19 protein-coding genes and 1 tRNA gene are annotated in these 24,408 nt (G+C 62.1%); 8 read left to right on the top strand and 12 right to left on the bottom strand.

The features are described 5' to 3' along the window. Positions 1-118 precede the first annotated feature (118 nt). The 5 genes from HMPREF2806_RS00275 (at position 119) to HMPREF2806_RS00255 (ending at position 4,948) form a co-directional block, all read left to right on the top strand. Positions 119-904 (top strand): (Fe-S)-binding protein, encoded by a 786-nt coding sequence (locus HMPREF2806_RS00275; RefSeq protein WP_070515555.1) that lies wholly within the window; start codon positions 119-121, stop codon positions 902-904. After that, positions 904-2,409, top strand: a complete 1,506-nt coding sequence (locus HMPREF2806_RS00270; RefSeq protein ID WP_049155104.1) for a LutB/LldF family L-lactate oxidation iron-sulfur protein — start codon at positions 904-906, stop codon at positions 2,407-2,409. The genes HMPREF2806_RS00275 and HMPREF2806_RS00270 overlap by 1 nt, the downstream gene beginning before the upstream one ends. Beyond that, positions 2,406-3,035, top strand: coding sequence for a LutC/YkgG family protein (locus HMPREF2806_RS00265; RefSeq protein WP_070515554.1), 630 nt, complete (start codon positions 2,406-2,408; stop codon positions 3,033-3,035). The genes HMPREF2806_RS00270 and HMPREF2806_RS00265 overlap by 4 nt, the downstream gene beginning before the upstream one ends. A 104-nt stretch (positions 3,036-3,139) precedes the next feature. Further along, the gene (locus tag HMPREF2806_RS00260) at positions 3,140-4,738 is read left to right on the top strand and encodes an alpha/beta fold hydrolase (RefSeq protein ID WP_070515552.1); all 1,599 of its coding nucleotides are present in this window, start codon (positions 3,140-3,142) and stop codon (positions 4,736-4,738) included. 136 nt (positions 4,739-4,874) lie between these two features. Beyond that, positions 4,875-4,948: transfer RNA gene (locus HMPREF2806_RS00255), tRNA-Arg, on the top strand. Positions 4,949-5,157: 209 nt separating this feature from the next. Here the strand turns inward: HMPREF2806_RS00255 and HMPREF2806_RS00250 are convergent. The 8 genes from HMPREF2806_RS00250 to HMPREF2806_RS00215 form a co-directional block, all read right to left on the bottom strand. Beyond that, the gene (locus HMPREF2806_RS00250) at positions 5,158-5,598 is read right to left on the bottom strand and encodes a hypothetical protein (RefSeq protein WP_070515550.1); all 441 of its coding nucleotides are present in this window, start codon (positions 5,596-5,598) and stop codon (positions 5,158-5,160) included. Positions 5,599-5,981: 383 nt separating this feature from the next. Continuing rightward, the gene (locus HMPREF2806_RS00245; protein ID WP_232745215.1) at positions 5,982-6,206 is read right to left on the bottom strand and encodes a hypothetical protein; all 225 of its coding nucleotides are present in this window, start codon (positions 6,204-6,206) and stop codon (positions 5,982-5,984) included. A 164-nt stretch (positions 6,207-6,370) separates the two neighbouring features. Then, positions 6,371-6,664, bottom strand: coding sequence for a molecular chaperone GrpE (locus HMPREF2806_RS00240; protein ID WP_070515547.1), 294 nt, complete (start codon positions 6,662-6,664; stop codon positions 6,371-6,373). A gap of 64 nt (positions 6,665-6,728) precedes the next feature. Further along, on the bottom strand, positions 6,729-7,238 hold the full coding sequence (locus HMPREF2806_RS00235; RefSeq protein ID WP_070515546.1) for a MarR family winged helix-turn-helix transcriptional regulator: 510 nt from the start codon (positions 7,236-7,238) through the stop codon (positions 6,729-6,731). Positions 7,239-7,262: 24 nt separating this feature from the next. Next, a complete protein-coding gene (locus HMPREF2806_RS00230) occupies positions 7,263-9,848 on the bottom strand; it encodes an AAA family ATPase (RefSeq protein WP_070515544.1) in 2,586 nt (861 codons plus the stop codon). Positions 9,849-9,851: 3 nt separating this feature from the next. Next, on the bottom strand, positions 9,852-10,976 hold the full coding sequence (locus HMPREF2806_RS00225; RefSeq protein WP_070515542.1) for a metallophosphoesterase family protein: 1,125 nt from the start codon (positions 10,974-10,976) through the stop codon (positions 9,852-9,854). 64 nt (positions 10,977-11,040) lie between these two features. Continuing rightward, positions 11,041-11,874: an SWIM zinc finger family protein gene (locus HMPREF2806_RS00220; RefSeq protein WP_070515540.1), complete on the bottom strand. Its 834-nt coding sequence runs from the start codon at positions 11,872-11,874 to the stop codon at positions 11,041-11,043. Continuing rightward, positions 11,875-14,946 carry a DEAD/DEAH box helicase gene (locus HMPREF2806_RS00215; RefSeq protein ID WP_070515539.1) on the bottom strand — a complete coding sequence of 1,024 codons (3,072 nt, stop codon included), beginning with the start codon at positions 14,944-14,946 and terminating at the stop codon, positions 11,875-11,877. A gap of 242 nt (positions 14,947-15,188) precedes the next feature. Here HMPREF2806_RS00215 and putP point away from each other — a divergent pair, with 242 nt between their 5' ends. Next, entirely contained in the window at positions 15,189-16,751 is a 1,563-nt protein-coding gene (gene putP / locus HMPREF2806_RS00210) for a sodium/proline symporter PutP (RefSeq protein WP_046648903.1), read from the top strand. A 110-nt stretch (positions 16,752-16,861) separates the two neighbouring features. On the opposite strand, the gene HMPREF2806_RS00205 is transcribed toward putP, so the two are convergent. Then, positions 16,862-18,202: a lipase family protein gene (locus tag HMPREF2806_RS00205; protein WP_049155126.1), complete on the bottom strand. Its 1,341-nt coding sequence runs from the start codon at positions 18,200-18,202 to the stop codon at positions 16,862-16,864. Positions 18,203-18,396: 194 nt separating this feature from the next. On the opposite strand from HMPREF2806_RS00205, the gene HMPREF2806_RS00200 reads away from it, so the two are divergent. Together HMPREF2806_RS00200 and HMPREF2806_RS00195 are read left to right on the top strand one after the other, a co-directional pair. Continuing rightward, entirely contained in the window at positions 18,397-18,939 is a 543-nt protein-coding gene (locus HMPREF2806_RS00200; protein ID WP_070515537.1) for an HNH endonuclease family protein, read from the top strand. A 47-nt stretch (positions 18,940-18,986) separates the two neighbouring features. After that, on the top strand, positions 18,987-19,430 hold the full coding sequence (locus HMPREF2806_RS00195) for a hypothetical protein (RefSeq protein WP_046648900.1): 444 nt from the start codon (positions 18,987-18,989) through the stop codon (positions 19,428-19,430). 104 nt (positions 19,431-19,534) lie between these two features. Here HMPREF2806_RS00195 and HMPREF2806_RS00190 read toward each other — a convergent pair whose 3' ends face one another. The 3 genes from HMPREF2806_RS00190 to hutI form a co-directional block, all read right to left on the bottom strand. Beyond that, the gene (locus HMPREF2806_RS00190) at positions 19,535-21,532 is read right to left on the bottom strand and encodes a DEAD/DEAH box helicase (RefSeq protein ID WP_070511516.1); all 1,998 of its coding nucleotides are present in this window, start codon (positions 21,530-21,532) and stop codon (positions 19,535-19,537) included. A 76-nt stretch (positions 21,533-21,608) separates the two neighbouring features. After that, positions 21,609-23,159, bottom strand: a complete 1,551-nt coding sequence (locus HMPREF2806_RS00185) for an ATP-binding protein (protein ID WP_070515534.1) — start codon at positions 23,157-23,159, stop codon at positions 21,609-21,611. Positions 23,160-23,217: 58 nt separating this feature from the next. After that, positions 23,218-24,396 carry an imidazolonepropionase gene (hutI, locus tag HMPREF2806_RS00180; RefSeq protein ID WP_070515532.1) on the bottom strand — a complete coding sequence of 393 codons (1,179 nt, stop codon included), beginning with the start codon at positions 24,394-24,396 and terminating at the stop codon, positions 23,218-23,220. Between the last annotated feature and the right edge of the window lie 12 nt (positions 24,397-24,408).

Below are 24,408 nucleotides of genomic sequence, written 5' to 3'. Positions count from 1 at the left end.
AAGGTACACACTCGAAAAATGCCCAGTGCGGCTGTCCTGGTAGCGCGCATCCGAGCACAACTCCGCTGTGCACAGCACGGGACAAGCCACATGGAGGCAGATTAAGGAGCGCTCACAAATGCGAGTAGCATTGTTTTCCACCTGCATCGGTGACTCACTTTTCCCCGATGCCCACAAGGCCACGGCCCTGATCCTCTCCCGCCTGGGCTACGACGTCGTCTTCCCCGAGGAACAGACTTGTTGCGGCCAGATGCACATCAACACCGGCTACCAGGAGCAGACCTTGGGCATGATCCGCACCTATGCGGACGCCTTCGCGGATCCCTCCATTGATTACGTGGTTTCTGCCTCCGGCTCCTGCGTGGGCGCCGTGCGCGAGCAGCACGAGATGATCGCGGACCGCTTCGGCACCTCCGCTGATGTGGACGGCGCCAAGAAGGCAGCCGGCAAGACCCTGGACTTGCCGGAGTTTCTTGTCGACGTCGCCGGTGTCACCAACGTCGGCGCCTTCTTCCCTCACCGCGTGACCTACCACCCCTCCTGCCACGGCCTACGTTTCCTCAAACTGGGTGACCGCCCCTACCAGCTTCTTAAGGAGGTCGAAGGAATCGACCTCGCCCCGCTGCCTAATGCTGAAGAGTGCTGTGGCTTCGGCGGCACCTTCGCGCTCAAGAACGCCGAGGTTTCTGCCGCGATGGTGGGTGACAAAACCCGCCACATCCGCGAAACCGAGGCCGAATACGTCACCGGCGGTGACTCCTCCTGCCTGATGAACATCGGTGGTGCCCTGGCCCGCCAGCGCTCCGGTGTTCGCGCTATCCACTTGGCGGAAATCCTCGCCTCCACCAAGGAACACCCGTGGACTCCTACCTCTGCGGCCTACTCCAAGGAGAAGATGCTCTAATGACTTCCTTCCTCGACACCACTCCTCCGCGCGCTCCTGAAGGCTACGGCAACCTGCGCGGCTCGAAGGCCTTCGTGCCGCTGGCTCACGTGGGCCTCAACAACGCCACCCAGCGCCGCAACCTGCACCACGCCACCACCACGATTCGTGACAAGCGCCAGCACGCCGTGGATGAAACACCGGACTGGGAGCAGCTTCGCGACGCCGGCTCGGCACTCAAGGATGACGTCGCCGTGCGCATGGGCGAACTGCTGCTCCAATTCGAAGAGCAGGTGACCAAGCGCGGAGGCATCGTCCACTGGGCACGCGACGCCAAGGAAGCCAACGAGATCATCGAGGGTCTTATCCGCGAGACCGGTGAGACCGAGGTGGTCAAGATCAAGTCCATGGCCACCCAGGAAATCGCGCTCAACGAGCACCTGGAAGAGGCCGGCATCCACGCCCAGGAAACTGACCTGGCGGAGCTCATCGTCCAGCTGGGTGAGGACAAGCCTTCCCACATTCTGGTCCCGGCTATCCACCGCAACCGCGCGGAGATTCGCGACATCTTTGTCAACAAGATGCCGAATACCGATGACTCCCTCAAGGCCGAGCCGGCGGAACTGGCTGAGGCATCCCGCCAGTTCCTGCGCGAGCAGTTCATGAAGGCCAAGGTCGCCATCTCCGGCGCTAACTTCGGTGTGGCAGAAACCGGCACCATCAACATCGTGGAGTCCGAGGGCAATGGCCGCATGTGCCTGACCCTGCCGGAGACCCTCATTACCGTGATGGGTATTGAGAAGCTTGTCCCGACCTTCCAGGACCTCGAGGTCTTCCTGCAGCTGCTGCCGCGCTCCTCCACCGCGGAGCGCATGAACCCGTACACCTCCATGTGGTCGGGTGTTACCGAGGGCGACGGCCCGCAGAACTTCCACATCGTGCTGCTGGATAACGGCCGCACCGCTGCTCTGTCTTCCCCCGTCGGCCACGAGGCGCTCAAATGCATCCGTTGCTCTGCTTGCCTGAACGTCTGCCCGGTCTACGAGCGCGCCGGCGGCCACGCCTATGGCTCGGTCTACCCAGGCCCGATCGGCATCTCCCTGACGCCGCAGCTGACTGGCATGAAGGACCACAACGATCCGTCGGCAAGCTTGCCCTATGCCTGCTCCCTGTGCGGCCGCTGCGACGAGGTGTGCCCGGTGCGCATCCCGCTCTCCCAGGTCATTCTGGAAAACCGCTACCAGAAGGTCACCCACGCCACCCCGCCGGTCGAGGAGAAGCTCTTCCAGGTCGTGGAGCTGGTGTGGAAGAACCCGAAGATCTGGAACCAGATCACCCACATGGTGGCACTCGGCCGTGTCCTCGGTGGTTTCAACGGAGTCATCGACAAGCTGCCGCTGTTCATGTCTGGTTGGTCCGAGGTACGCGATACTGCCGTTCCGCCGAAGAAGTCCTTCCGCCAATGGTTCAACACTGACGAAGCTCAAGAACTCCTCGCCCAAGCCAAGAAGGAGGGCATCAAGTGACCACCGCCAAAGAGGAAATCCTCAACCGTATTTCAGCCGCCCAGAAGCAGGCCGGCCTGCCGGACCACGTAGACATCCCGCGCGAGTACCAGAAGGAAGGCACGCTCAACGAAGATGAGCTGCGCGAGATGCTGGTGGACCGCCTCGAGGACTACAAGGCTGATGTACACGTCACCGATGAGTCCGGGCTGAACTCCACCCTCGTGGACATCCTTAAAGAGCGCGGTTGCTCGAACGTCGTCTATGCACCCGGCATGGATGCCGGGCTTCTCGACGGCTTCGAGGGCACCTCTACCCCGGATGACAACGCCAAGGACCCGCGTGAGCTCGACGCTGTCGACGCCGTGGTGACCGAATCCCACGTCACCTCCGCGCAGACCGGCACCATCGTGCTCGAGTCCAATGAAACCTGTGGCCGTCGCGCGCTGACCTTGGTGCCGGACCGTCACGTGTGCATCGTGCGTAAGGACCAGATTGTCTACGGCGTCCCGGAGATGGTCTCCCGCATGAACCCGGAGCGCCCGGCGACGTGGATCTCTGGTCCGTCCGCAACCTCGGATATTGAGCTCTCCCGCGTGGAGGGTGTCCACGGCCCTCGCGATCTCATTGTGGTGATTGTTAAGTAATGTGACGTTCGGGGGCACCCGCCCCTTCCGAACACTCGGCTCACATCACCCCCGGCGCATAGGATAAGGCACGTACTAATTAACGATTTCAGGAGCCTTATTCTATGCGTCTTTCTCGCGTTTTAGGCTCGGTGCTGGGGCCCGTAGCTGTTGCTGCCGGCCTGGTTGCCGCGCCCGCTGTTGCTCACGCCGACCAACCCACCATCAACTGGGGCCCGTGCCCGGAAGGGGTCACCGAAGAGCGCGCTGAATGCGGGCACGTGACCGTTCCGACCTATCACGATGCCCCGGAGAAAGGCACCATCGACGTCGGCCTCATCCGCCTCAAGGCCACCGGAAACCGACAGGGCACCCTGTTTACCAACCCGGGTGGCCCGGGCGGTGACGCGTATAGCTGGGTGAGCTTCGCCGCGTGGCCGGAGGAAGTCAAACAGAGCTACGACATCATCGGTGTGCAGCCGCGTGGCCTGCGCGAGTCGGGAGAGGTGAACTGCACGGCCAGTGAGCTGGGCGCCAATCCCCTTGCGGAGATCACGCAGATCGGCGCGATTACCCGCAATGACTGCGAGAAGAACACCCCCGGCTACACGGACTCCCTGACGACGGAAAACACCGCAAAGGACTGGGAGGTTGTCCGCCAGGCACTCGGCGAGGAGAAAATCAACATCGCCGGTCTCTCCTACGGCACCTTCCTGGGCTCCACCTACGCCACGCTCTACCCACAGCACACCGACAAGGTCGTGCTGGATTCCGGTATGAATCCGAAGATGGCATGGAACCAGATCTTCGCTTCCCAGCAGGCAGGCTACGAGAATGCGCTGCATGACTTCTTCGCGTACGTGTCCAAGAATGACGCCACCTACCACGCCGGAAAGACCCCGCTGAAGGCCTACGAGCGCTGGTCCCAGATTGTTGCCGCCGAGGCAGGCGTGCGCCCGACTGTGCTTCCACCAAACGCCCAGATTGGTGACCTCCCGCCGGGGCTGGAATTCGCCGGACAGCCAGGCGCTAACATCATGACTGCTACCGGTGAGCTGCGCGTGCAGGCAGAGCACCTCGCCGGCAAGGTACGCAACCCGCAAGCTGTCCAAGCCTCCTCGCCGACGCTGTCCGCGACCCGTGAGCTGCTCCCCCGCCCAGAGGCCTGGGACACGCTGGCTAAGCACATCGGCGGCATCGAGCCAATCAACTTTGAGGAGCAGGCAGCACAGCAGCCTCAGCAGGATCCGCAGCAGGCTCAGCAGGACGTTCTCAATGCCGTGAGCATGCAGAACATCATCATGTGCAATGAGAACACCGCGCCGACGGATCCCACCCTCATTCCGGCGTTCCTCTGGTCGAACTTCGTCACGATTGACCCCTTCACTCTGTTCAACTCGATGTACGCCTCCGGCGCGGGTTGCGGTGGCCGCGCACCGGTCAACACCCCGATTGCCGTCTCCGGCCAGAACCTGCAGACCAAGCCGCTGCAGCTGCAGGCCACCGGTGACCCGCAGACCCCGTACGCTTTCTACCGCGGTCTCTCGGATCCGATGCAGTCCCGCGTGGTGACCGTCCACGGCCCGGGTCACGGCCACTTCGCGATGGGCAACAAGGCCGTCGACCAGATCGTGGTTGATTACCTGCGCACCGGTGAGGTCCACACCGCGGATGCGCCGGGCTTCTTTGACCAGCCCCAGGCACAGGAGCAGCCCGCCCAGTAACACAGGCTGCGAAACAATGAAGGGGCGACTTACCTAGCCGCCCCTTCCTCCCGCCACACCCCCATCGGCGTGAGGCCAATTACTGCGCTTCAGTCTTTATAGGCTAGAATCGCATCGTTGGCATTTCGCCAGCAATGCCCTTGTAGCTCAGCGGATTAGAGCATCGGTTTCCGGTACCGAAGGTCGCAGGTTCGATCCCTGTCAGGGGCACTTTTTCATGCCCAAACCTCTCTCCCATCAGGCCGCACCGCGGCCCGCAATTTTAATGATGCCGCGAGTGCGGGAAAGCCTTTCGCACTCTGCCATTCTGCATTCCCCCAGACCTGAAACCCGCAACCTGCAGGTGGGCGTCACCCAGCGCTTGACGGCACCAAGCCACTCACTTGGAGGTTTCGGGTTCGAGGTCTGGGGATATGGAACTAACGCAAGCGCGCCTTAATATCCGCAACCACTTCTTCCGGATTCTTCGCCGAAGCGATGAGAGAGCTTCGGCCCTGCTCGATGCGCACAGTCGGCCCAGAAACGATATAGGCCGGAGACCCATCGACAACACGCGGGCCTGCGCCTTCCTTGAGCCCAGTCTCAGGCCCGACGCTGGCACCGGTGATATCGCTGAGTGCAATCCTCTTCGTGAAGATACCCAGGATGGAAACCACAACGTCGTCGTCACTCACGACGATTTTCACTCGCATCATGATGCAGGCCACGGTTGTAGCGATGACCAAGGCACCAAAAAGGGTGGCTGCCCACGTGGAGTCAATCATCGTGGGAACCACAGCGGCCACGACGGCAAGACCGACGATAATTCCCAGCCACAGGAGCGGGCCGTTGAGATAGCGAACGTAGATATGAGAGGCCATGGAGTTCAGGCTATCGCATGGCTTCGCCCTTCGCGCTCACCGAAGCCGCGGGCGGCGGCTGTTTAAGGCTCGCGGTGAGCGCGAAGGGCGAAGAAGTGATGGCTCGGAAACTAACTCTCAGGCTCGACACTGCCCTAGTTGCCAAAGATCAAGCGAGATCTTGAGGCGGGAGCGATAGTTTTGTCAACGAGGGCAGCTGCGCGGCGGCCTGGGCATGGTTCTACGCATGCATGAAGCCCTTCCCGAACCGCAATGGCTTTCGGCGCAAAGGAACAGGTTGAGTGTTGCGGCAGGTGAGAAGGACGAAGCCCCAGCAGGAAATTCTGCTGGGGCTCAAGTCAAGCTATTCTCCCCGCTGGACGGCAGCGAGGAGGCGAACCAGGCTACTGGGTGATGTGCTGGTTGACGATCGGCTGGGTGATGTCCAGGGTGCCGTGCTCGACGTAGTACATGCCGAACATCAAAGCTCCCAGCATCACCACGGAAAGAAGCATGGAGGGAATCCACTCAACGAAGACGGAAACCCAGCCATCAGCCTTGTCACGGGCAGCTGCTTCGCGCTGCTCCTGAGCCAAATCGCGCTCGACGATCATGTTTAGTCCTTTCACTTAGCTCCCTGTGCCTGAGAAGTTTTCGCGGAAACCGTCTCGTGGTGGCGTGTGGGATGCTCGCCCATTAACACAGAGTATCTTAGCAGTTTATGCAGAGCTGACCGTAGTTAAACGCAGATATTTCGGCCGCTATCCGCCTTTAGTATGACACCGACTGTGGGCTAGACCCCAGGGTCCTCATTGTTGTTGAGCGCTTCGACGAAGTCCTCACGATCCTGAAACATGCGCTCGATGTCATCCTCCGCGCCGATAATCCACAACTGGGAGGCATCATCGAAGGTCAGAGCCCCGTCCGGGTGCTGTTCGAGGGCGTGCTCAAGTGCGGCGGTTTGCTCCTCGCTGAGCTCTTCCAAGTCCTCGACGGAGCCTACCTGAACGCTGAGTTCCTTCAGCGGCGTGATGACGTACGTGGTGTATTGGCGCTCTGGGTGCTCGAACAATTCTTGTCCCATCATGATGTGGACGGGTCACCTCCTGGTGCGTAAACGGACGGGGCCTACTCTACCCCGGTGGGCGCAGCTAGTGGTCACGAGTGCCCAGGCGCTCATCCGGCACGAAGCCGTCATAGCCCGGAAGGTTTTTCTCCGAGAGCACGCCTTCACAAAAGCGCAGAAGCGCCGGAACATCGGCGGGATCCAGATGGTCAAAGACCATGCGGCGCACGGACTCAACATGCTCCGGCACCGCCGCCTCAAGTCGCTCACGGCCGGCCCGCGTCATGACGACCTCCACGCCGCGGGCATCGCCTGCGCACTTTTCTTTGCGTACGAGCCCACGCTTTTCCATGCGGGTGATCTGGTGGGAAGCGCGGGAGCGGTCCCACTCCAATTCTGTGCACAGATCGCGCAGGCGCAGGGTATGCTCGGGTGCCTCCGAAAGCGAAACGAGCACCGAGAATTCGGCCGCCGAGATATCACTGCAGGCCAAGAGGGTTTCCTCCATGCCGCGATTAATCTTGCGAATGCTGGCCAGGAGTTGGCGCCACAGCTCTTGCTCGCTGCCGGTGAGCCATCGAATATCCGCTGTCATGGCACTTACCCTACACTCCGGCTCTTAAGCATTCCTAAGCCTCTCCATGTCCAGGTCTATGCGCCCGGGTACCCAGGAATAGCGCTGCGGCATACAGGTGAGCACGATGACCTGCGTTGTCTTCCCTGCCTTTGTAAACAGTGCCGCCATGAGCTGGAGACGCTGCGAGTCGGTGGAGCCCAGCGCGTCATCGATAACGACGGGTACCGGTTCACTGGACACCAGCTGGGCGATGGCAAAGCGCGTCAAGATGCTCAACTGCTCCTTCGCGCCGCCGGAGAGCGCGTCGAAGGTCACGGTTTCGCAGTTGCGGCTGCGCGCCTGGACCTTGAGCTCTTCGGAAAGCTCGAAGTCCACGTCACCGCCGAACACGGTGCGGGCTAGTCCGTTGAGTGCAGTGACGAAAGGCGCGGCATAACGCTGACGGGCGGCATCGCGATGGCGCAGCATGAGCGAACGCAGGTAGCGCGCGGCCTCCGCGCGGCGCTGGATGGCAGCGTGGCGCTCACGAGCAACGTCGAGTTCGGCAGCGGCCTTCTCCTCGTTTTCGGCCGCGCCCGAGTGCATATCGATAAGCCCGCGGAACTCACGCATATCCCCCACCGCCGCATTGACCGCTGTATTCAGGGAATCAACGTGCGTATGCGCTCCCCGCGCCAACTGCTCCGCGGTGTCGACATCGACGGCGGACATCTCCTCCAGCGCTTTCTTCTCAGTAGCGTACGCGGTCCGTGCTGCTTCGATAGCGGCGGTCACGCCTTCATCAGCAAGCTGGGCACGCGCCGACGCCACTGCCGCGGCCTTGGCATCGCGCTGCGCGGTGGCCTCCTCCGCACGGACCATAGCCACCTCCAGTGCCGCGCCCGCCTTGTTCTCGCGGTAGGGCGCCAGGGCGCGATCAAGCTCATCCAGCTTCCTGCGCAACTCCTCTTCCTCACGCTCCACTACGTCGAGCTCCCGCGGCTTTGCGTCGTCCTCAGTAGTCCCGCCCACCTTCTCGGCGTCCTCAGCATCGGCCGCGCCCGCCTCAAAGCGCGCACGCAACTCACCCAGGTCCTCCCCACCCAGCGCAGCATGAAGCTCGCGGGCAGCAGTATCCGTGGCGGAGGCCAGCTCCGCGTGCTTTTCGTGGGTGGCGCGGGCGGACTCAAGGTCGTCGCACCCGGCATCCTCCAGCAGGCGTGCGAGCTCCACGCGGGCCTTCTCCACGCCTTCCTCACCGCTATCGCCCGCACCGGCTGCATAGCGGGCGGTGATGTCACCGACCTTCAGCGTGGTGCCCTCGCGCAGTTCGACTGCCAGTTCTTGACCGTTCTCCAGCGCACGTTCCTCGCCATCGACGACAAAGGAGCCCTCACCGGAAAAATAAAGCTTGGCCGCCGCAGCTGCCCGCAGGCGCTCCTGGACAGTAACCTCGCGAGCCGCGTCCTCCAAGGCCTGAAGGTTCGGTACGTCGGGAGTCGCCGCCAGCTCACGGCGGCGGGCCGCCAAAGTCTCTTCCAGCTTGTTCAGTGTTTCGAGTCGGGTGCCCAGGGCCTCACGTTCAGCACGCTGCTGCGCGCGGCGGGCGCGCTGGCGTTCCTCGCGCACGGCCTCGTAGCGCTTGTGGACCTCGGCGCGCTCTTCTTCTAGTTTCGTGCGGGCGGCGGCTTCTTCCTCGGTCCGCTCCCGGGCTTCCACAACCGCGGCGGCGGCGCGCTCTGCTAACTCTACGGCTGCGGCATGCTCAGCAACCACAGCTTTACGGCGCTCCGCTTCCTCCTCCGCGCGCGTCACGGCCTCCGCCGCCCGAGTCACTGCAGCCTCCTGCGCGGTGACCTTCTCCTGGGCAGCCCGTGCGGCGACCAGCTCACCGTCACGGCGCTCGCATTCTTCCGCGGCCGCCGGCAGAGCGGCTTCAGCCTCCTTCTTCTTCAGCTCGGCAGCCTCATAGCGCTCCACCACACCGTCGAGCTCGCGCAGCGCTGCCTCGGCGGCAGCGTGCTTCTCCTCAGCATCCGCTAGCGCGGCGATGGCAGCCTTATAGTCTCCTGCCGACTTGTCTGTCTTCGCGGTGAAGTACTCCTTGTACTCCGCCTCGATGCGCGTGAGCAGCTCGGAGTCTTCCGCCGCGGCACTCGCTCCGGTCTGCTCCTCCAGCGCCGCGGTCAGGGAAGGAATGCCCACCGCGGCGATGCCTTGGTGGTTGTCGTCCTGGCGGACGAAGAGGGCGTCGAGAAGCGCGCGGTCCACGTTCTCACTGAGGATCCGCTCCAACTCCCCATCCGCCTCGGCTCCGGTCCACTGGCCCGGGCGCGGGGAGAAAACGTGCAGCTCCGACGTGCGTTTCTTCACCCACCGTTTGCGAATGCGGAAGCGGTAAGGCCCCACGGTCGCCTCCAGTGTGACCTCAGGCCCCACGTCGCGGCCGGCAGGCTGCAGCGCCCGCACCGGCTTGGAATTGGCCGTGTGCTTTTCCGTAAGCACGAAATCGATGGCCTCCACCAGCGTGGATTTGCCGGCTTCGTTCGGCCCACCGATGACCACCACCCCGGTCTCTGGGAGGTCCTTGACCTCCAGATGCTCCACGCCCCGGACATTGTTCAGTTCCACAGAATGCAGCTGCATCATGGTTTAGACTCCCTTCGCGCTGAGGCGGAACAACAGGTTGGCAGCGTCGCGGGCGGCGGGATTATCTAGATCCTCAAGCAGCTCCGCTAGTGCATCCGCGGCGTACCCACTCAAACTCAGCTCGCTGAGCTCCTCTTCCGAGGGCGCCAGATGCAGATCCATGGTTCTCTCGCGGGGCTTGAGGGAGGCGAAGACCTCCTCCATCTCCGCTAGGCCCTGCTCCAAACGGGCCTGCGCGCTCAAGCCCACGGTGCCGCGCAGGCTGTACTTGACTGCGGTGCGAATCTTCTCCGGCACCGCGTCCAAAAACTTGAGGAAGCCCTCGACATCCTCCATGGAGTCGATGTCCGCATCAATCGCCCGGAAGTCCCAACGGCCAACGCGGTGCTTGACGACGTCCACCCGATCCCCCTCAACGGTCACCACCAAGGCGTTGCCCGAATCGCGCTCCCTATCGTCGAAAGCGGTGGTCTCTGGGCTGCCCGAGAACCACACTTTGCCGGAGCGGCCCAAGGATTCAGTGGAGTGCGTATCCCCCAGCGCCAAGTAATCGATAACCCCCTTATCCAGACACTCCTCCACGAAGGCGAGGTCGATCGTATCCGCATCCGAGTCCTCGCCTTCGCCCGCGCGGGATTCCACCTGGCCGTGGCCCACCGCGATGCGAACCGCACCCTCCTCGGCAGGCGGCAGCGGCTCCAGCGCGCGGCGCACGAGGTCATAGTTGGCCCGCTTGGACAGGTAAGGAGCACCGACGATCTCCACGCCCGGGCGCACCGCAATCGGCTCCGAATCAGCAATCACGTGCACGTTATCCGCAAAGGAGTTGAAGAAGATGGAATCCGCCACGAGAGGGTCATGGTTGCCGGGCAACAGGTAGACCGGAACCGGCAGGCGCTTGAACATATCCTTCGCCCGCAGCAGCGTGGACTTGCTCAAGGAGTTGTGTTCAAACACGTCACCGGCCACGACGATGAACTCGGCACCCGTCTTGGTGGCCAGCTCCCCCAGGCGCAACACCGCCGCCTCGCGGTCATCATCAAAACGCGATTGCGCCGCGGGACTTAAAAACCAGCGGGTCATGCCCAGCTGAAAATCGGAGGTGTGGATGAACGTGACCGCGGCCATGCAAACTCCCTACAACGTGGTCCAGGGCTGGGCGTGTGAGCCCCTCCCCTTAAGGTGGCAATGTCTAGTGCGTCAGATGATAGTAAAGGTCCTCGACATCGGAGACCGCCCGAAGCAAATCTATGTTCGTATGGCTGACGGAGCGCATGGCCTTGCGCAACAGTTCCGGGTCGGAATCATCCACCGCAGGAGCGGTCTTCGGCTCCGGCAACGGCGGCAGCTCGCGCCCCTCCCAGAACAAAGCATTGCGTTCCTCGGCCGAGATTTCAGCGGCCGCAGAAGCGGAAAACGAGTCCTCCGAGGCCGCCTTGGCCTGCTCCATGACCGCTTGCTCGAGCCGCGCGAAGTCGAGTCCGCGCAGGGCAAAAATCACGGAAGGATCGGCATCCATCCGGGCCGCGAGGCGGTCTGCCACCGCCACGACGTGCTTGCACACGTACTCCGGGTCGGGGCAGGTGCAGGAAAAGCGAAGGTCGTCGGGGTATTCGGCGATGAGGATGTCGAGGGAGGCGTCGGCAAGCATGCCCTCCCTGGCTTGCGCCACGGAGTTCGGGGTGCGCGCGAACATCTCCGACAGCCGCCCGATGTCCTCGTTATTGCGGTAGGGCACCTGGATGAGCACCGCGAAAGGCTCGTTCTGGGAGCCCGCGACCTTTCCGTGCACCGCGCCATTGCGCACATCGAGGCCCACGACGTGGCCCTCCGTGGCGTACTGGCGCCCGCGGCGAATTCGGCCGGAATCCGTTTGCTGGTTGACAAAGTTGAGCAGGCGCGTGGCCGCCGGCTGCATGGTGCGCACGCGGTCGACGCGGTTGACCTCCTCCGGAGTGCTCACGCGCTTGCGGGTGCCGAAGTTGGCGTAGATGACGTTGTTGTCCTCAGGACTCTTTGGTGCCATTTACTTCTCCTGTTCCCTGTAGCTCATGAGGTCCGCCAGCTGCTCGGGGCTCAGTTCGGTGAGCCAGCCCTCGCCTTCGCCCACGACGGCACCGGCCAGCTGCGTCTTACCGTCGAGGATGTCCTGGATGGATTCCTCCAAAGTACCGGCGGTAATCATCTTGTAGACCTGTACGTTGCGCTGCTGGCCGATGCGGAAGGCGCGGTCCGTGGCCTGGTTTTCCACCGCCGGATTCCACCAGCGGTCCATGTGCACGACAATCGACGCCGCCGTGAGGTTCAACCCGGTACCACCCGCCTTGAGCGAGAGCAGCATGACGGGTGCGCCATCATCGGCCTGGAATTCCTCCACCATCTGGTCGCGCCGGTTCTTGCTCACCCCGCCGTGGAGGAAGGGAATCTCGCAGCCCAGCTGCTCAGACAGGTAGGGCTGGAGGACGTCACCGAAAGCCTTGTACTGGGTAAAGACCAGCACGCGCTCCGAGGATTCGATGGCTTGGTCGATGATCCGCATGAGTTCTTCCACCTTGCCGGAGCGGTGCTTGCCCTTGATGGTGACAGCGCTGCCATCGGCCAAGAAGTGCGCTGGGTGGTTGCAGATCTGCTTGATGCGGGTCAGTGACGCCAAGATGAGGCCACGGCGCGAGATGCCCTCCTTCTTCTTTGCCAGGGCCTGTTCCACGTCATTGACCAGGGCCTTGTAGAGGGCGGCCTGCTCATCGGTCATGCGCACGGTGATAATCTGCTCGGACTTCTCCGGCAGGTCATCGATGATATTCGGATCCGTTTTGAGGCGGCGCAAGATGAACGGGCCGGTGAGCAGGCGCAGGCGCTCCGCCATGACATCGCTTCCTTCGCGCTCGATGGCCTTGGCAAAGTGGTTGCGGAAGAAGGAAGCTGAGCCCAGGATCCCGGGGTTGCAGTAGTCCAGGATGGAGCGCATTTCCGACAGCCGGTTCTCAATCGGCGTGCCGGTCAGCGCCACGCGGTGCCGCGAGGGGATGGCGCGCACGGCCTTGGAGGAGCGCGTGGAGGCGTTCTTGATCGCTTGGGCCTCATCGAGGACCACGCGGTCCCACTCCACCTTGCTCAAGGTCAGGAAGTCACGGCTGACCGTGCCATAGGAGGTGATGACGATATCGGCGTTCTGCGCCGCCGTGACCAGCTCCTCGCCCTTTAGGCGCCCGGTGCCATGTTGCACCATGACCTTAAAGTCCGGCACGAAGCGCTTGGCTTCCCTAGCCCAGTTGCCCACCACGGAGGTCGGGGCAACCACTAGGGTGGGCTTCCACGCCTCCGCTTCCCCCTCAGTCTCATGGGCAGCCTTCTCTACCGCCAGCAGGGACAACAGCTGCAGCGTCTTGCCCAAACCCATGTCATCCGCCAGCACCGCGCCGATGTTGTTGCGGGACATCCAATACAGCCAGTCGACGCCCCGGCGCTGGTACTCGCGCAGCTCGGCATGGACCGTATCGGGGATCTCCACGCGGTCGGGCGCAGTACTATCCAGCCCGCCAAGCAGCGAGGTGTGCCACTCGGAGCCAGTGAAGGCAACGGGGTCCTCCGCCATCGACTTCAAGGCCATCTCGCGCAGGTCCGCCAGCGTGACCGCTTCTTCTTGTTCACCCTCGTTGAATTCCTTGCGGCGGCGTTCCACCTCGGCCACAAGTTCTTCCCAGCCGGGTTGTTCCAGCTGGCGGGCCATCTCGGCGGTCGCGGCGAGCTGCTCGAGCTCCTTTAGGGCGCGCTGGCGGGCGGTATCGGCCAACTCGCGCATGTATTGCGAGATCTTGTTCAAAGCCTGTGTATCCGCCATCACCCACTCGCCGCGCAGGCGAATCAGGCCGGACTTGGAGGAGATGAGCTCGTGCATTTCGGCGTCGGTAAGCTGCGTATCCCCCACCGAAAGTTTCCAGTCATAGCTGAACAGCTTCTCCATGCCGATGTGCGCCTTGGTGGCGGCATCAGCCGGATCACGCACCTCCGTGGTTTCCAGCTTGGCCTTGGTCTCCATGTGGGACCAAGACTTGGGCAACAGGACGGTAAAACCGGCCTTACGCAGGGCAGCGGCGTCGTGGGTGACAAAATCCACGAGCTGTTCGGTAGTCAGGTAGACGTCCCAATCACCCGCATGTCGGCTCGCCGGGGCGGAATTGTACTTTAGCCGCGGGGCCACATCGAAGGCGTGGCGACGGGCTTCACGCAGCTTCTCGACGCTCCCCCGATCCAACTGGTCCTGCCGCACCGGCAGCGGCGAATCCGTGCCGGAGCGAACCAGCAGACGAATAGGCCATGCTGCATCCTCGACGGAGACAGAATCATTTGGCGGCTCCTCGACGAGGAAGACCAGTTGAAGATCTACAGAGGTAATGGAGTCTTTCCACTCGTTGAGCCCGCGCAATAACTGCGCTCGCCCCTTCTTCACGGGCGAAGTTCTCAACAGTGCTTGAGCGAAATCATGCCAGGGTGCTGCGCGCGGGGCATCGATCTGCGGGCGCAATTGGGTGTAGGCAATCCAGTGCGTGAGCTCATCCGCCAGATCATCAGTGAGAGCCCGGTTATTAATGGAGAGGATGCCGGGCGCGGAGGCTAGCATCTCCGCCAGCCAGCTGCGCTCGCCCAAACCGGAGGCCAGTTGCCACATGGGGTACCACTCACCGGCTTGATAGGACAGGCGGATGGTCACCCGGCCAGCGCGAACAAACCGGAAGAGGCCACGATAAGCACGGATGAGCCACAGGAGATCCGGCGCGATGGTCGCGCGCTGCTCTGGGGTGGCCGCTTGGCTATCGGTGTCGAGGTATTCCAGCTTGGCCAATGTTTCTACCGCTTCATCTGGGGCGAACATAGCCATGGGCACCATGAGGGAAACATCTTTGCCCTTCGGCGTACGCAGGGAGACTCGCGCGCGGTTGCGGAAGGTCTTCTTGCTCAGGATGCTATCGACCACATCCGGGAAGGTTCCCCCTGGGACTGCTGAGGGCATGATGATTTTGTGCCCTTCGACCTGTTCGATCCATAGACTCAGGCCGGAGACGGGCAGCCAGAGGCCATGCAGCAGGTAAGAAGCCATAGGGGCCAGTCTAGCAGCACGCCTTTTGGGGACGGGGTCGCAGAAAGTTCCCGAATCCTGCCTAAATAGACAATCGTTATAGTCTCGTTACATAACGACGTAACACCAGTAAGACCGTACAATAAGCTGTGACCAAGGTAACCAAATACTGGTCAACCAGCCAATTTTCAGTTGGGTAGGAGCTTGTGCCTCGTTAGCGTGGTTAGGTCCTATTTTTTAATCTCAATCTCAAGGAGAGATCAGTGCAAGACTCCACTTGGTATGTCGTTGCGATGATCATCTACCTGCTTGCCATGGCCGCTATCGGCTTCTGGAGCTACAAGCAGACGGATGAGTACGACGACTACGTTCTCGCCGGCCGCGGCCTCCACCCGTTCGTAGCCGCCCTATCCGCCGGCGCTTCCGATATGTCGGGTTGGCTGCTCATGGGCCTGCCTGGCGCTTTGTTCCTGACCGGTATGTCCGAGCTGTGGATGGCGATCGGCCTCCTCATCGGTGCTTGGGCCAACTGGAAGTGGGTCGCGCCGCGTCTGCGCTCCTACTCCGAAATTGCCGGCAACTCCATTACCGTGCCCTCCTTCTTTGAAAACCGCCTGCACGATAAGTCGCGCCTGCTGCGCATCATCGCGGCGGCCATCATTATCTTCTTCTTCACCTTCTACGTCTCCTCCGGCATGGTGGCCGGCGGCCGTTACTTCGAGTCCAGCTTCGGCGGCGACTACATGGTCGGCATGCTCGTCGTGGCAGCCGTGACGGTCTTCTACACCTTCGTCGGTGGCTTCCTGGCGGTGTCCTACACCGATACCGTCCAGGGCCTGCTCATGTTCGCCTCCCTCATCATCGTGCCGATCATGGTGCTCTTCTCCTTGGACAACCCGGGCGATATCTTCAGCTTCGCCGCTGAGAACCCCTACGCCACCGGTGGCGTGATTGAGAACCCCAATTACTTCTCCCTGTTCTCCGGTGTATCCGCTGCCGTCATCATCGGCAACCTGGCCTGGGGCCTGGGCTACTTTGGCCAGCCGCACATCATCGTGCGCTTCATGGCGCTGCGCAAGCCTTCCGACGCCCGCGCAGGCCGCTTCTACGGTGTGAGCTGGATGGGCATCTCCCTGATCGGAGCCATCTTCGTCGCGCTCTCCGGCACGGTCTTCTTCACTGAGACCAACCACTCCATCACCGACCAGGAGAACTACGAGACCATCTTCCTGGACATGGCTCAGGTCATGTTCCACCCGCTCTTTGCTGGTCTGGTTCTGACCGCTGTTCTGGCAGCCATCATGTCCACGATGTCCTCCCAGATGCTGGTGGTCTCCACCTCCCTCATTGAGGACCTCTACCTCATCTTCGCTAAGAAGAAGCCAAGCCAGAACGTCCTGATCAACCTGTCCCGTACTGCCGTCGTGGCCATCGCCATCGTCGCCGCTGTGCTGGCAATCAACCCGTCGGATTCGATTCTGGGTCTGGTCGGCTTCGCCTGGGCCGGCTTCGGCTCCGCCTTCGGCCCGCTGGTGCTGCTGTCGCTGTACTGGAAGCGCCTCAACTCCACCGGCGCCATCGCCGGCATGATCACCGGTGCCGTCGTGGCCATCGGCTGGGGCATGAGCCCGCTGGGCGATACCCTTTACGAGTTGGTTCCGGGCTTCATCTCCGCTCTGCTCGTATCCGTCGGTGTTTCCCTTGCTACCAAGGCTCCGGATGAGAAGGTCATCCAGGAATTCGAGGAGGCTACCCGCTTGGCCAAGCTCGTTGAAGAAAACGATGACTTGGACTTCGAGGAGGCCGCGGAGAAGGTTCAGAAGTAGCCTTCGGCCCCTCCCCCCTCCTACTTTTAAACCCCTCGTCGAGCTAGTTCATCACTAAGCTCCGGCGAGGGGTTTGTCTTGTGAACTGAGGTGCCCGAGACACCTTCCTTTTAAGACAGCGCTGCCTCAATAGCCTTGACGGATTCCGTAATATGCGGGACGGTACCAGCCACGTGGGAGCGGGCATCATTCGGAATAAAGGTCACGTTTGCACCGCGCGAAGTCCACTGCTCAACCAGCTGCTCAGCGGTGGAGAAAGGAATCACGTCATCGCCGCGGCCGTGCGTAACCACCACCGGAATCGACGGCGCATCGTAACCAATGTGCTGGTCCGCCAGAATTCGGTCATAGGGCGCAGTAGCAATGAATTGGTCAACGCTCTTGCCCTCATTGCTGATCTGTTCAATGGTGGTTCCTGAAAAGCCAGCCAGCCCCAGGGTGCAGGTGTTGGTGGCGCGCTTGAGAATTGCAGCCCCCTTCTCATTGAGATGAGCGTACAGGTCTTCGCCATAGGAGTTACTCAAGCCCAACAACGCATAGGACTCAAAAAGGAAGTACAGCGTGCCGTCGAGAGCCGGCGGCAGCAACGTCAGATCCGCGGGTGCAGCACCAATCGTTGCTAGCTTGACGTTAAGCTCAGGCGCGTAGTCATCATAGAGTTCCGCTGCTGATGCCGCTGCCCCACCTCCCTGCGAATAGCCGTTAATGAACACGGGGTTGTCACCACTAATATCCCAGCCGTTCAGCTGCTGTGCCGCACGCGCACTATCCAAGACTGCATGCCCCTGGGAGATTCGGTCCATGTAAGTGTGCATTCCTGGGGTACCAAGACCTTCATAGTCTGTCACCACCACCGCATATCCCTTCTTCAAGTATTGCTCGAAGAAGAACTGCTCATAATCCCCCACGCCTTCAGCAATCTTGCGCGACGGCGCACAGCGGTCTGCCACACCCTGGGTACCAGGGGCGAATGCTACAACCGGGCGTGGTCCCGGCTTCGTCCATGCTGCTTTGGGCTCAATAACAATGCCGCTGACTGCCGTTTTCTCTCCCGTGCGGTTGGTAGAGGAATACAGGATGCGCTGGGCCTTGTAGGGGCCGATATTTGTAATTCCGAGGGTATTCGCCGGGTTGCGAACAGGCGCGGAACGGAAAAGCTGGCCGGGGGTGGATGACTCCAGATCTACAGCATCGTGGTAGAAGGCCGAGTATTCATCACCGACCGGACTGTTACCACCAGGTGCTGGTGCTGTGGAGTAATTCTTTAACTCTTCGGCGGCATCCTTAATGTCACCGGATTCGTTGGGGCTCTCCGTTGCTATGGGGTCTTTGAGGGCTTCCTCGGCGAGTGCAGATTCCGGCAGTTCCGGCGCGACGTCCTGCGCAAAGGCAAGAGGGCTTGCTGCAACAACGAGACATGTCGCAGCAAGAATGGGGAGCGGAGATTTCACTGCGTTTCCTTTCTTTTAGCAGTGATAGCGGGATCAGTAATTTTGACATTCTTAATCTATTACCAAGCTAATTATTAAAACTATTCTTATTTTGTCAAGTTTTGTTGACATCACAACCCACCTAATTGCGTGCTTGGCGACGCCCCTCCGAGCCCTTCAGGAACCCCTCCACGCCACGTGCAGTCTAAAAGTGCATGAACCTGCGCGCGGCCTATATCGGTTTCCTCTCCATAGCCACGGTGGCCTACGGCGGCTACCATCTCCTTCCCGGCCCGGACCTGGGTGTGGCTACCGTGCCTGCGCGTGTGGAGGTCTCTGGCTACGACCGCGATGACTTCGGCGGCTGGGCGCCGGGCACCCGCGATAACGTCAAAGCAGCGCAGACCATCGACGGCACCCTCTTCGATCCTTATGCCCGCGCACCTGCGGCGGAGCGCGTCGAAGTCGACCACGTCTTTCCGCTCTCAGCAGCCTGGGATCTCGGCGCGTCAACCTGGCCGCGGGAAAAGAAGATGGCGTTCGCCAACGATCCGCTCAACCTTGTTGCCACCGCCCGCAACTTGAACCAAGCCAAGTCCGATTCCCTGCCGGCGGACTGGCTTCCGCCCGCCAACCGCTGCGACTATTCCCTGCGCCTTGCTGCGGTGGCGCGCAAGTACCAACTCCCGCTTCCCTCCCGCGACTATGTGGTCATGCGCCACCAGTGCCGATTCGATTTCATCTCCCAGCACCGTTAGACTTTCGCTGGGAAAAGCCCCGTACAGAAAGGTAAAGCGCACTCCCCATGACAAGCTTGCTCATCTTCCTTCACGCCTTCGCTGCCATCTTGTTGGTCGGTACCGTGTGTATCTCCACCTCCGCCTTCCCTGCCCAGCTGGCAAAGGCTGGCGCCGGTGATGCTTCGGCCGCTGGTGCCGCCGGCATCCTCAACAAGATCACCTCGACCTATGGCTACATTTCCGCCATCGTTCCGGTCATCGGCCTGGCTGTTTTCCTTACTGACCTGGCTGCCTACAAGTCTCAGGTCCAGTTCCACATTGCCCTTCTGCTCTCCGTCATCGCCTGGGTCATTCTGCTCGTCGTGGTTATCCCGAAGCAGAACCAGGCCATGGCTGCGATTGCCAGCCCGGGCAGCGCCGATGTGGCCAAGCTGAAGAAGCAGCTGGCGATGTTCTCCGGTATCTTCAACCTGCTGTGGGTTGTCTGCGCCATCCTGATGTACGTCTAAACTCTTCGGTTTAGGCCTCAACAGATAAAACCTTCCAAGCTCTCAGTGAGAGTTTGGGAGGTTTTCTCGTGCAGCGTTGGGGCCGCTGCGGCGCCTAGCGGAGCCTAGTCGCGCCAGCCCCCGCGGCGACCGCCACGGTCGCGGCCACGTCCACCGCGGTCACGGTCACGGTATCCGCCGCGCTCACCGCGTCCGCGTCCTCCGTAACCGCCTCGACCGCGGTCGTCATCGTAGTTCCGGCGCGGCGGGCGGCCGGTATCCTTCTGAATCTTGATGAGCTGTCCAGAAATGCGGGTGTCCTTCAGACGGTCCAGCACTGCCGGGTCCAGGTTCTTCGGAAGGTCCACCAAGGTGTGGCCCACCGCGATGGTAATGCGGCCGAAGTCCTTGGAGGTCAGGCCACCTTCATTGGCCAGCGCGCCCACGATCGCACCCGGGCGCACGTTCTGACGCTTGCCGACGTCCAGCCGGTACGTCTCAAAGTCCCCATCCGGGCGGCGCGGGCCGCGGTCACGGTCGCGGCCACCGCGGTCACGACCACGATCACGGTCACGCCCGCGGCCGTCGCGCTCGAAGCGATCGCGCTCGCGACGGTCCTTCTTAGTCACCGGGCGCTCCTTGAGCAGGAAGTCCGTCCCGCCCTGCAGCTGCACGGCCAAGGCCGCGGCGATATCATCCATCGCCACATTCTCCGCTGCGGAGTACTCGCGCACCATGTCGCGGAAGAATTCGAACTGCTTGTCCTCCTGCGAAGCGCCGATGGAAGCGAAGAACTTCTCCTTACGCTTAGCGTTGACCTCATCCGCGGTCGGAAGATCCATCTCCTCCAAGCGGGCGTTGGTCACGCGCTCGATGGAGCGCAGCATGCGACGCTCACGCGGGGTGACAAACAGGATGGCCTCACCAGTGCGGCCAGCACGGCCCGTACGGCCGATGCGGTGCACGTAGGACTCGGTGTCATTCGGGATGTCGTAGTTGACCACGTGGGTAATGCGGTCCACGTCGAGACCGCGGGCGGCAACGTCGGTAGCCACCAAGATGTCAAGGCGGCCATCCTTAAGCTGATCGACGGTGCGCTCACGCTGCTGCTGGGCAATATCGCCATTGATGGCGGCAGCGTTGTAGCCGGCCTCCTTGAGGCTATCGGCCACGTCTTCGGTCGCGTGCTTGGTGCGGCAGAAGACGATGATGGCGTCGTAGTCAATGACCTCGAGGATGCGGGTAAAGGCATCCATCTTGTGGCGGTGCGGGGTCAGCAGGAAGCGCTGCGTGATGTTGTCATTCGTGCGGCGCTCCGACTTCACCGTGATCTCGGCAGGGTCGTTGAGGTACTGCTTGGACAGGCGGCGAATCGAGTTCGGCATGGTGGCCGAGAAGAGTGCGACCTGCTTGTCCTCTGGGGTGTCCTCAAGAATGCGCTCGACGTCTTCCTGGAAGCCCATGTTGAGCATCTCGTCCGCCTCATCGAGGACGAGGAAGCGCAACTGCGAGATATCCAGGGAGCCCTTCTCCAGGTGGTCGATGACGCGGCCCGGGGTGCCCACGATGATCTGGGCGCCACGGCGCAGCCCGGAGAGCTGGATGCCATAAGCCTGGCCACCGTAGATGGGCAGAACTTCGATGCGACCCAAGTGGTCGGCGAAAGACTGGAAGGAGTCCGCTACCTGGAGGGCCAGCTCGCGCGTGGGCGCGAGGACCAGAGCCTGCGGGTAGCGGGCCTCGGTATCAATCTGGGAGAGAACCGGCAGAGCGAAGGCCGCGGTCTTACCCGTACCCGTCTGGGCCAGACCGACGACGTCGCGGCCCTCCATGAGGATCGGGATGGTTTCTTCCTGAATTGGGGATGGCTTGGTAAAGCCCACCTTGGACACGGCTTCCTGAACGTCATCGGGAAGGCCGAGGTGTGCAAAACCCTGGGAGTTGTCGTTGGCTGAAGTTTCTTCAGCGCCGGTGTCCTCAGGGTTATTCGCAGCCCCGGTGTCCTGGTTCGACACCTGCGAAGCGTCCAATGCTTCGCCACCTTGCGAGTTTTCCTGAGATTCCGACTTATTGAATTCTTCCGGCTCGTTTACGCCGCCGGTGGCGTTATCGGTAATGCTCATTGCTCAGACCAGAGTACGGCACCGGCACCCAATTAGCTATTTCGCCGCTGAATTACCCGAGCTTTTCCGCCTCGGGCTACTCCTTCGCAGCGTAACGCGTGGCGCGGTCACCGTGCTTGCCGCGCATCGTGACGTGCCCGGACTCGATGAGCTTGCCCAACGCGTAACGCACCTGGCCGCGGGTGAGCTGCGTGTTGTTCACGATGTCCACGAGCGAGAGCTCGCCGTTCCGGCGTAGTGCAGCAAGCACAAGGGCTGGGTTTCCGCCGAGCTTGGCGACGAGCCCATCTTCCACCACACTGCCCTCACTGCCTATGCTCGCAGGCTTCGGAGCAGACAGAGAGGAAGCGTGAGCACCGTGCGGTGCCGCGTCATGTTCGCCATCGCCTCGCCTTGACCGCCACAGGATTACGGTGAAGCGCACTCCTGTATCGATGAGAGTGGGCGGGCGCAATCCGGCTTTTCGAAGCGATTCAAAGACCACCCGCATTCCTCCGCCCTGGCCCTCGATAACACGCTCGCCGTCCTCAAGCCGCAGCTTCGTGCTCAATGTGTACAGTCGCGGGTTCACAGCGACGGGTGACAGCATCTTTCCCCTGAGCTCTTCCACGGAGATACCCCGCAATCCACCGGGGCTAGTCACAATCAAAGCTTGGCGGGTCAGCCGGACAGTGACAAACTTGCCCGCACCTAAGCTTTCTGGGCCGAGGTCGCGGTGGACCACAGCATTAGCAATGACTTCACGAACAGCCTCGAGGGGTAGCTCTGGAACCTCGCGCAAGTGGCCATCCGTGCCGTAGACCAAATCGGTGTCGATATTCCTGCGCACCCACGCCACGGCTCCATCCACCAGATCCGGGACGGGTCCATAAAACTCCTCCAAGTTCCGGGTGCGCGGTCCTTCCTCCCCCGCTGGGTATTGCACGGCCGCAGAAATATGCAGGTCGGGAAAGAACCCCTGTGGAAAGCGCCCCAGAGCATACAATCCGGCCACGCTCAGCTGCCCTTGGGAATCGACAACGCGGAATAGTTCCAGCAGCTCAGTATCGCTGACATCCCGCAAACGAGGGGTGGCGCTGCGCAGCTCCGCCACTGCTTCCTTGAGCACCGAATCATCACAAACTTCTAGGCTTGACCTAGGAACGGGCGCTGAGTCATAGGCAATGGCCTCGCGCGCGTGCAGCTTATCCACCTCGACCATGCGGAGGTCATTGGAGCTCATAACGTAGTCACCATCCGCCATGCGCAGGTAGGGCCGCCCCCGATAGAGCGCCGGCCGCTGGTGTGGCAGCACACCTTCAACGTGACCAAGCACGACAGCACGCCCTTCGACGTAGAGGGTCTGAGTCTCAATGAAGGGCGCGGGTTCCGCGAGGGTGCGTGCTTGATCCGCCAGGGCGCTTTCGATGGCTCCGGGATCGTCCACGCCGTGCACCGCAAAGTCGGGTTCCGCCACTCCAATGATGACGGTGCCGCCACGCGGCATATTCGCAAAAGCACACAGCGTAGCCCCCAGGGACTGAGGCATTCCGCCGCGCCCTGACTTCACCTCCACGGTCGTCGTATCCGACTGTAGGAGGCGACAGTGCTCGAGGTAGTCCTCGAGCTCATCGACCGTCCACATCATGTCTGCAGAATACCGCAGACTGCAAAGTCTTGCACTCTAGAGTGTAAGACTTTACGCTCTAGACCTCGCGGCCGCCGACGAAGGTCTTCCAGGTCATCGGCATGCCTGGGCGGTAAGCCAGGTGGATAGCGCTCGGGGCATCGAGGACATGCAGGTCCGCGGCAGCGCCGACCACCAGCGAACCCTTGGCCGGGCGGCCCTGCGCGTCCTTGCCCTCGCCAACATTCTGGCGGCGCAGCGCGGTGGCACCGCCCAGCGTGCCGGCAGCGATGGCCTCATCGAGGGTGAGGTGCTGCTGGAGCACGGCCGTGGTCACGCAGAAGTTCATCGAGGAGGTGTACGAGGTGCCCGGGTTGAGGTTGGAGGCGATGGCGACGGTCGCGCCGGCATCAATAAGCTTGCGCCCCGGCGCCAGCGGTTCCCGCGTGGACAGGTCGCACGCCGGCAGCAGCGTGGCCACCGTCTCGGAGGAGGCCAGCGCTTCAACATCCGCATCACTGAGGTAGTTGACGTGATCCACGGAGGCCGCGCCCAACTCCACCGCGAGTGCTACGCCGGGCCCCTCGCCGAGCTGGTTGCCATGCACGCGCACGCCAAGTCCGCGAGCCTTGCCCGCCTCCAGCACGCGGCGCGACTGCTCCTCGTCGAAGGCACCACGCTCACAGAAGACGTCAATCCATTGCACGTGCTCGGCCACGCCGTCGAGCATCGGGCCCACAACCTCGTCGAGGTAGGTTTCGGCCTCTGCTCCCGGCGGCACGAGGTGCGCGCCGAGGAAGGTCACATCATCGACGTGGCGGGCCGCCACGCGAGCGGCCTCCACCTCGGATTCGGTATTGAGACCATAACCGGTCTTCGTCTCCAAGGTCGTCGTACCACCCCGGCGGGCAGCGGCGATGCGCTCCACCAAGAGCTTTTCCAGGCGCTCCTCCCCCGCCGAGCGGGTCGCGTCCATCGTCACGGCGATGCCGCCGGCCTGGTAGGACTCGCCCGCCATGCGGGCCTCAAACTCGGCGGAGCGGTCGCCATCGAAGATCATGTGAGTGTGGGAATCCACCCAGCCCGGCAGAACTGCGCGCCCGCCCAGGTCGACCTTCTCGTCGGCGTCCGGCGCCTCGGAGGCCGGGCCGATCCAGGCGATGGTTCCGTCGGTGTTGGCGATAAGGGCGGCGTCGGCAAGCGTGCCGGCCTCCGACACCGTGCGCAGCTCTGAGATTCCAGTAAACAGGGTGGCCATGATCTTCGATTC

The organism is Corynebacterium sp. HMSC076G08, assembly GCF_001811515.1.
Taxonomy (GTDB): domain Bacteria; phylum Actinomycetota; class Actinomycetes; order Mycobacteriales; family Mycobacteriaceae; genus Corynebacterium; species Corynebacterium hiratae.
Note: the sequence above shows the minus strand (reverse complement) of the source record. Positions and strands in the feature narration are given on the sequence as shown.

Bases quoted from the DNA above. Each gene is read 5' to 3' on its own strand.
- HMPREF2806_RS00275 (WP_070515555.1), top strand. From the start codon at position 119: ATGCGAGTAGCATTGTTTTCCACCTGCATCGGTGACTCACTTTTCCCC.
- HMPREF2806_RS00270 (WP_049155104.1), top strand. From the start codon at position 904: ATGACTTCCTTCCTCGACACCACTCCTCCGCGCGCTCCTGAAGGCTAC.
- HMPREF2806_RS00260 (WP_070515552.1), top strand. From the start codon at position 3,140: ATGCGTCTTTCTCGCGTTTTAGGCTCGGTGCTGGGGCCCGTAGCTGTT.
- HMPREF2806_RS00250 (WP_070515550.1), bottom strand. From the start codon at position 5,598: ATGGCCTCTCATATCTACGTTCGCTATCTCAACGGCCCGCTCCTGTGG.
- HMPREF2806_RS00240 (WP_070515547.1), bottom strand. From the start codon at position 6,664: ATGATGGGACAAGAATTGTTCGAGCACCCAGAGCGCCAATACACCACG.
- HMPREF2806_RS00235 (WP_070515546.1), bottom strand. From the start codon at position 7,238: ATGACAGCGGATATTCGATGGCTCACCGGCAGCGAGCAAGAGCTGTGG.
- HMPREF2806_RS00230 (WP_070515544.1), bottom strand. From the start codon at position 9,848: ATGATGCAGCTGCATTCTGTGGAACTGAACAATGTCCGGGGCGTGGAG.
- HMPREF2806_RS00225 (WP_070515542.1), bottom strand. From the start codon at position 10,976: ATGGCCGCGGTCACGTTCATCCACACCTCCGATTTTCAGCTGGGCATG.
- HMPREF2806_RS00220 (WP_070515540.1), bottom strand. From the start codon at position 11,874: ATGGCACCAAAGAGTCCTGAGGACAACAACGTCATCTACGCCAACTTC.
- HMPREF2806_RS00215 (WP_070515539.1), bottom strand. From the start codon at position 14,946: ATGGCTTCTTACCTGCTGCATGGCCTCTGGCTGCCCGTCTCCGGCCTG.
- HMPREF2806_RS00200 (WP_070515537.1), top strand. From the start codon at position 18,397: ATGAACCTGCGCGCGGCCTATATCGGTTTCCTCTCCATAGCCACGGTG.
- HMPREF2806_RS00195 (WP_046648900.1), top strand. From the start codon at position 18,987: ATGACAAGCTTGCTCATCTTCCTTCACGCCTTCGCTGCCATCTTGTTG.
- HMPREF2806_RS00190 (WP_070511516.1), bottom strand. From the start codon at position 21,532: ATGAGCATTACCGATAACGCCACCGGCGGCGTAAACGAGCCGGAAGAA.
- HMPREF2806_RS00185 (WP_070515534.1), bottom strand. From the start codon at position 23,159: ATGATGTGGACGGTCGATGAGCTCGAGGACTACCTCGAGCACTGTCGC.
- hutI (WP_070515532.1), bottom strand. From the start codon at position 24,396: ATGGCCACCCTGTTTACTGGAATCTCAGAGCTGCGCACGGTGTCGGAG.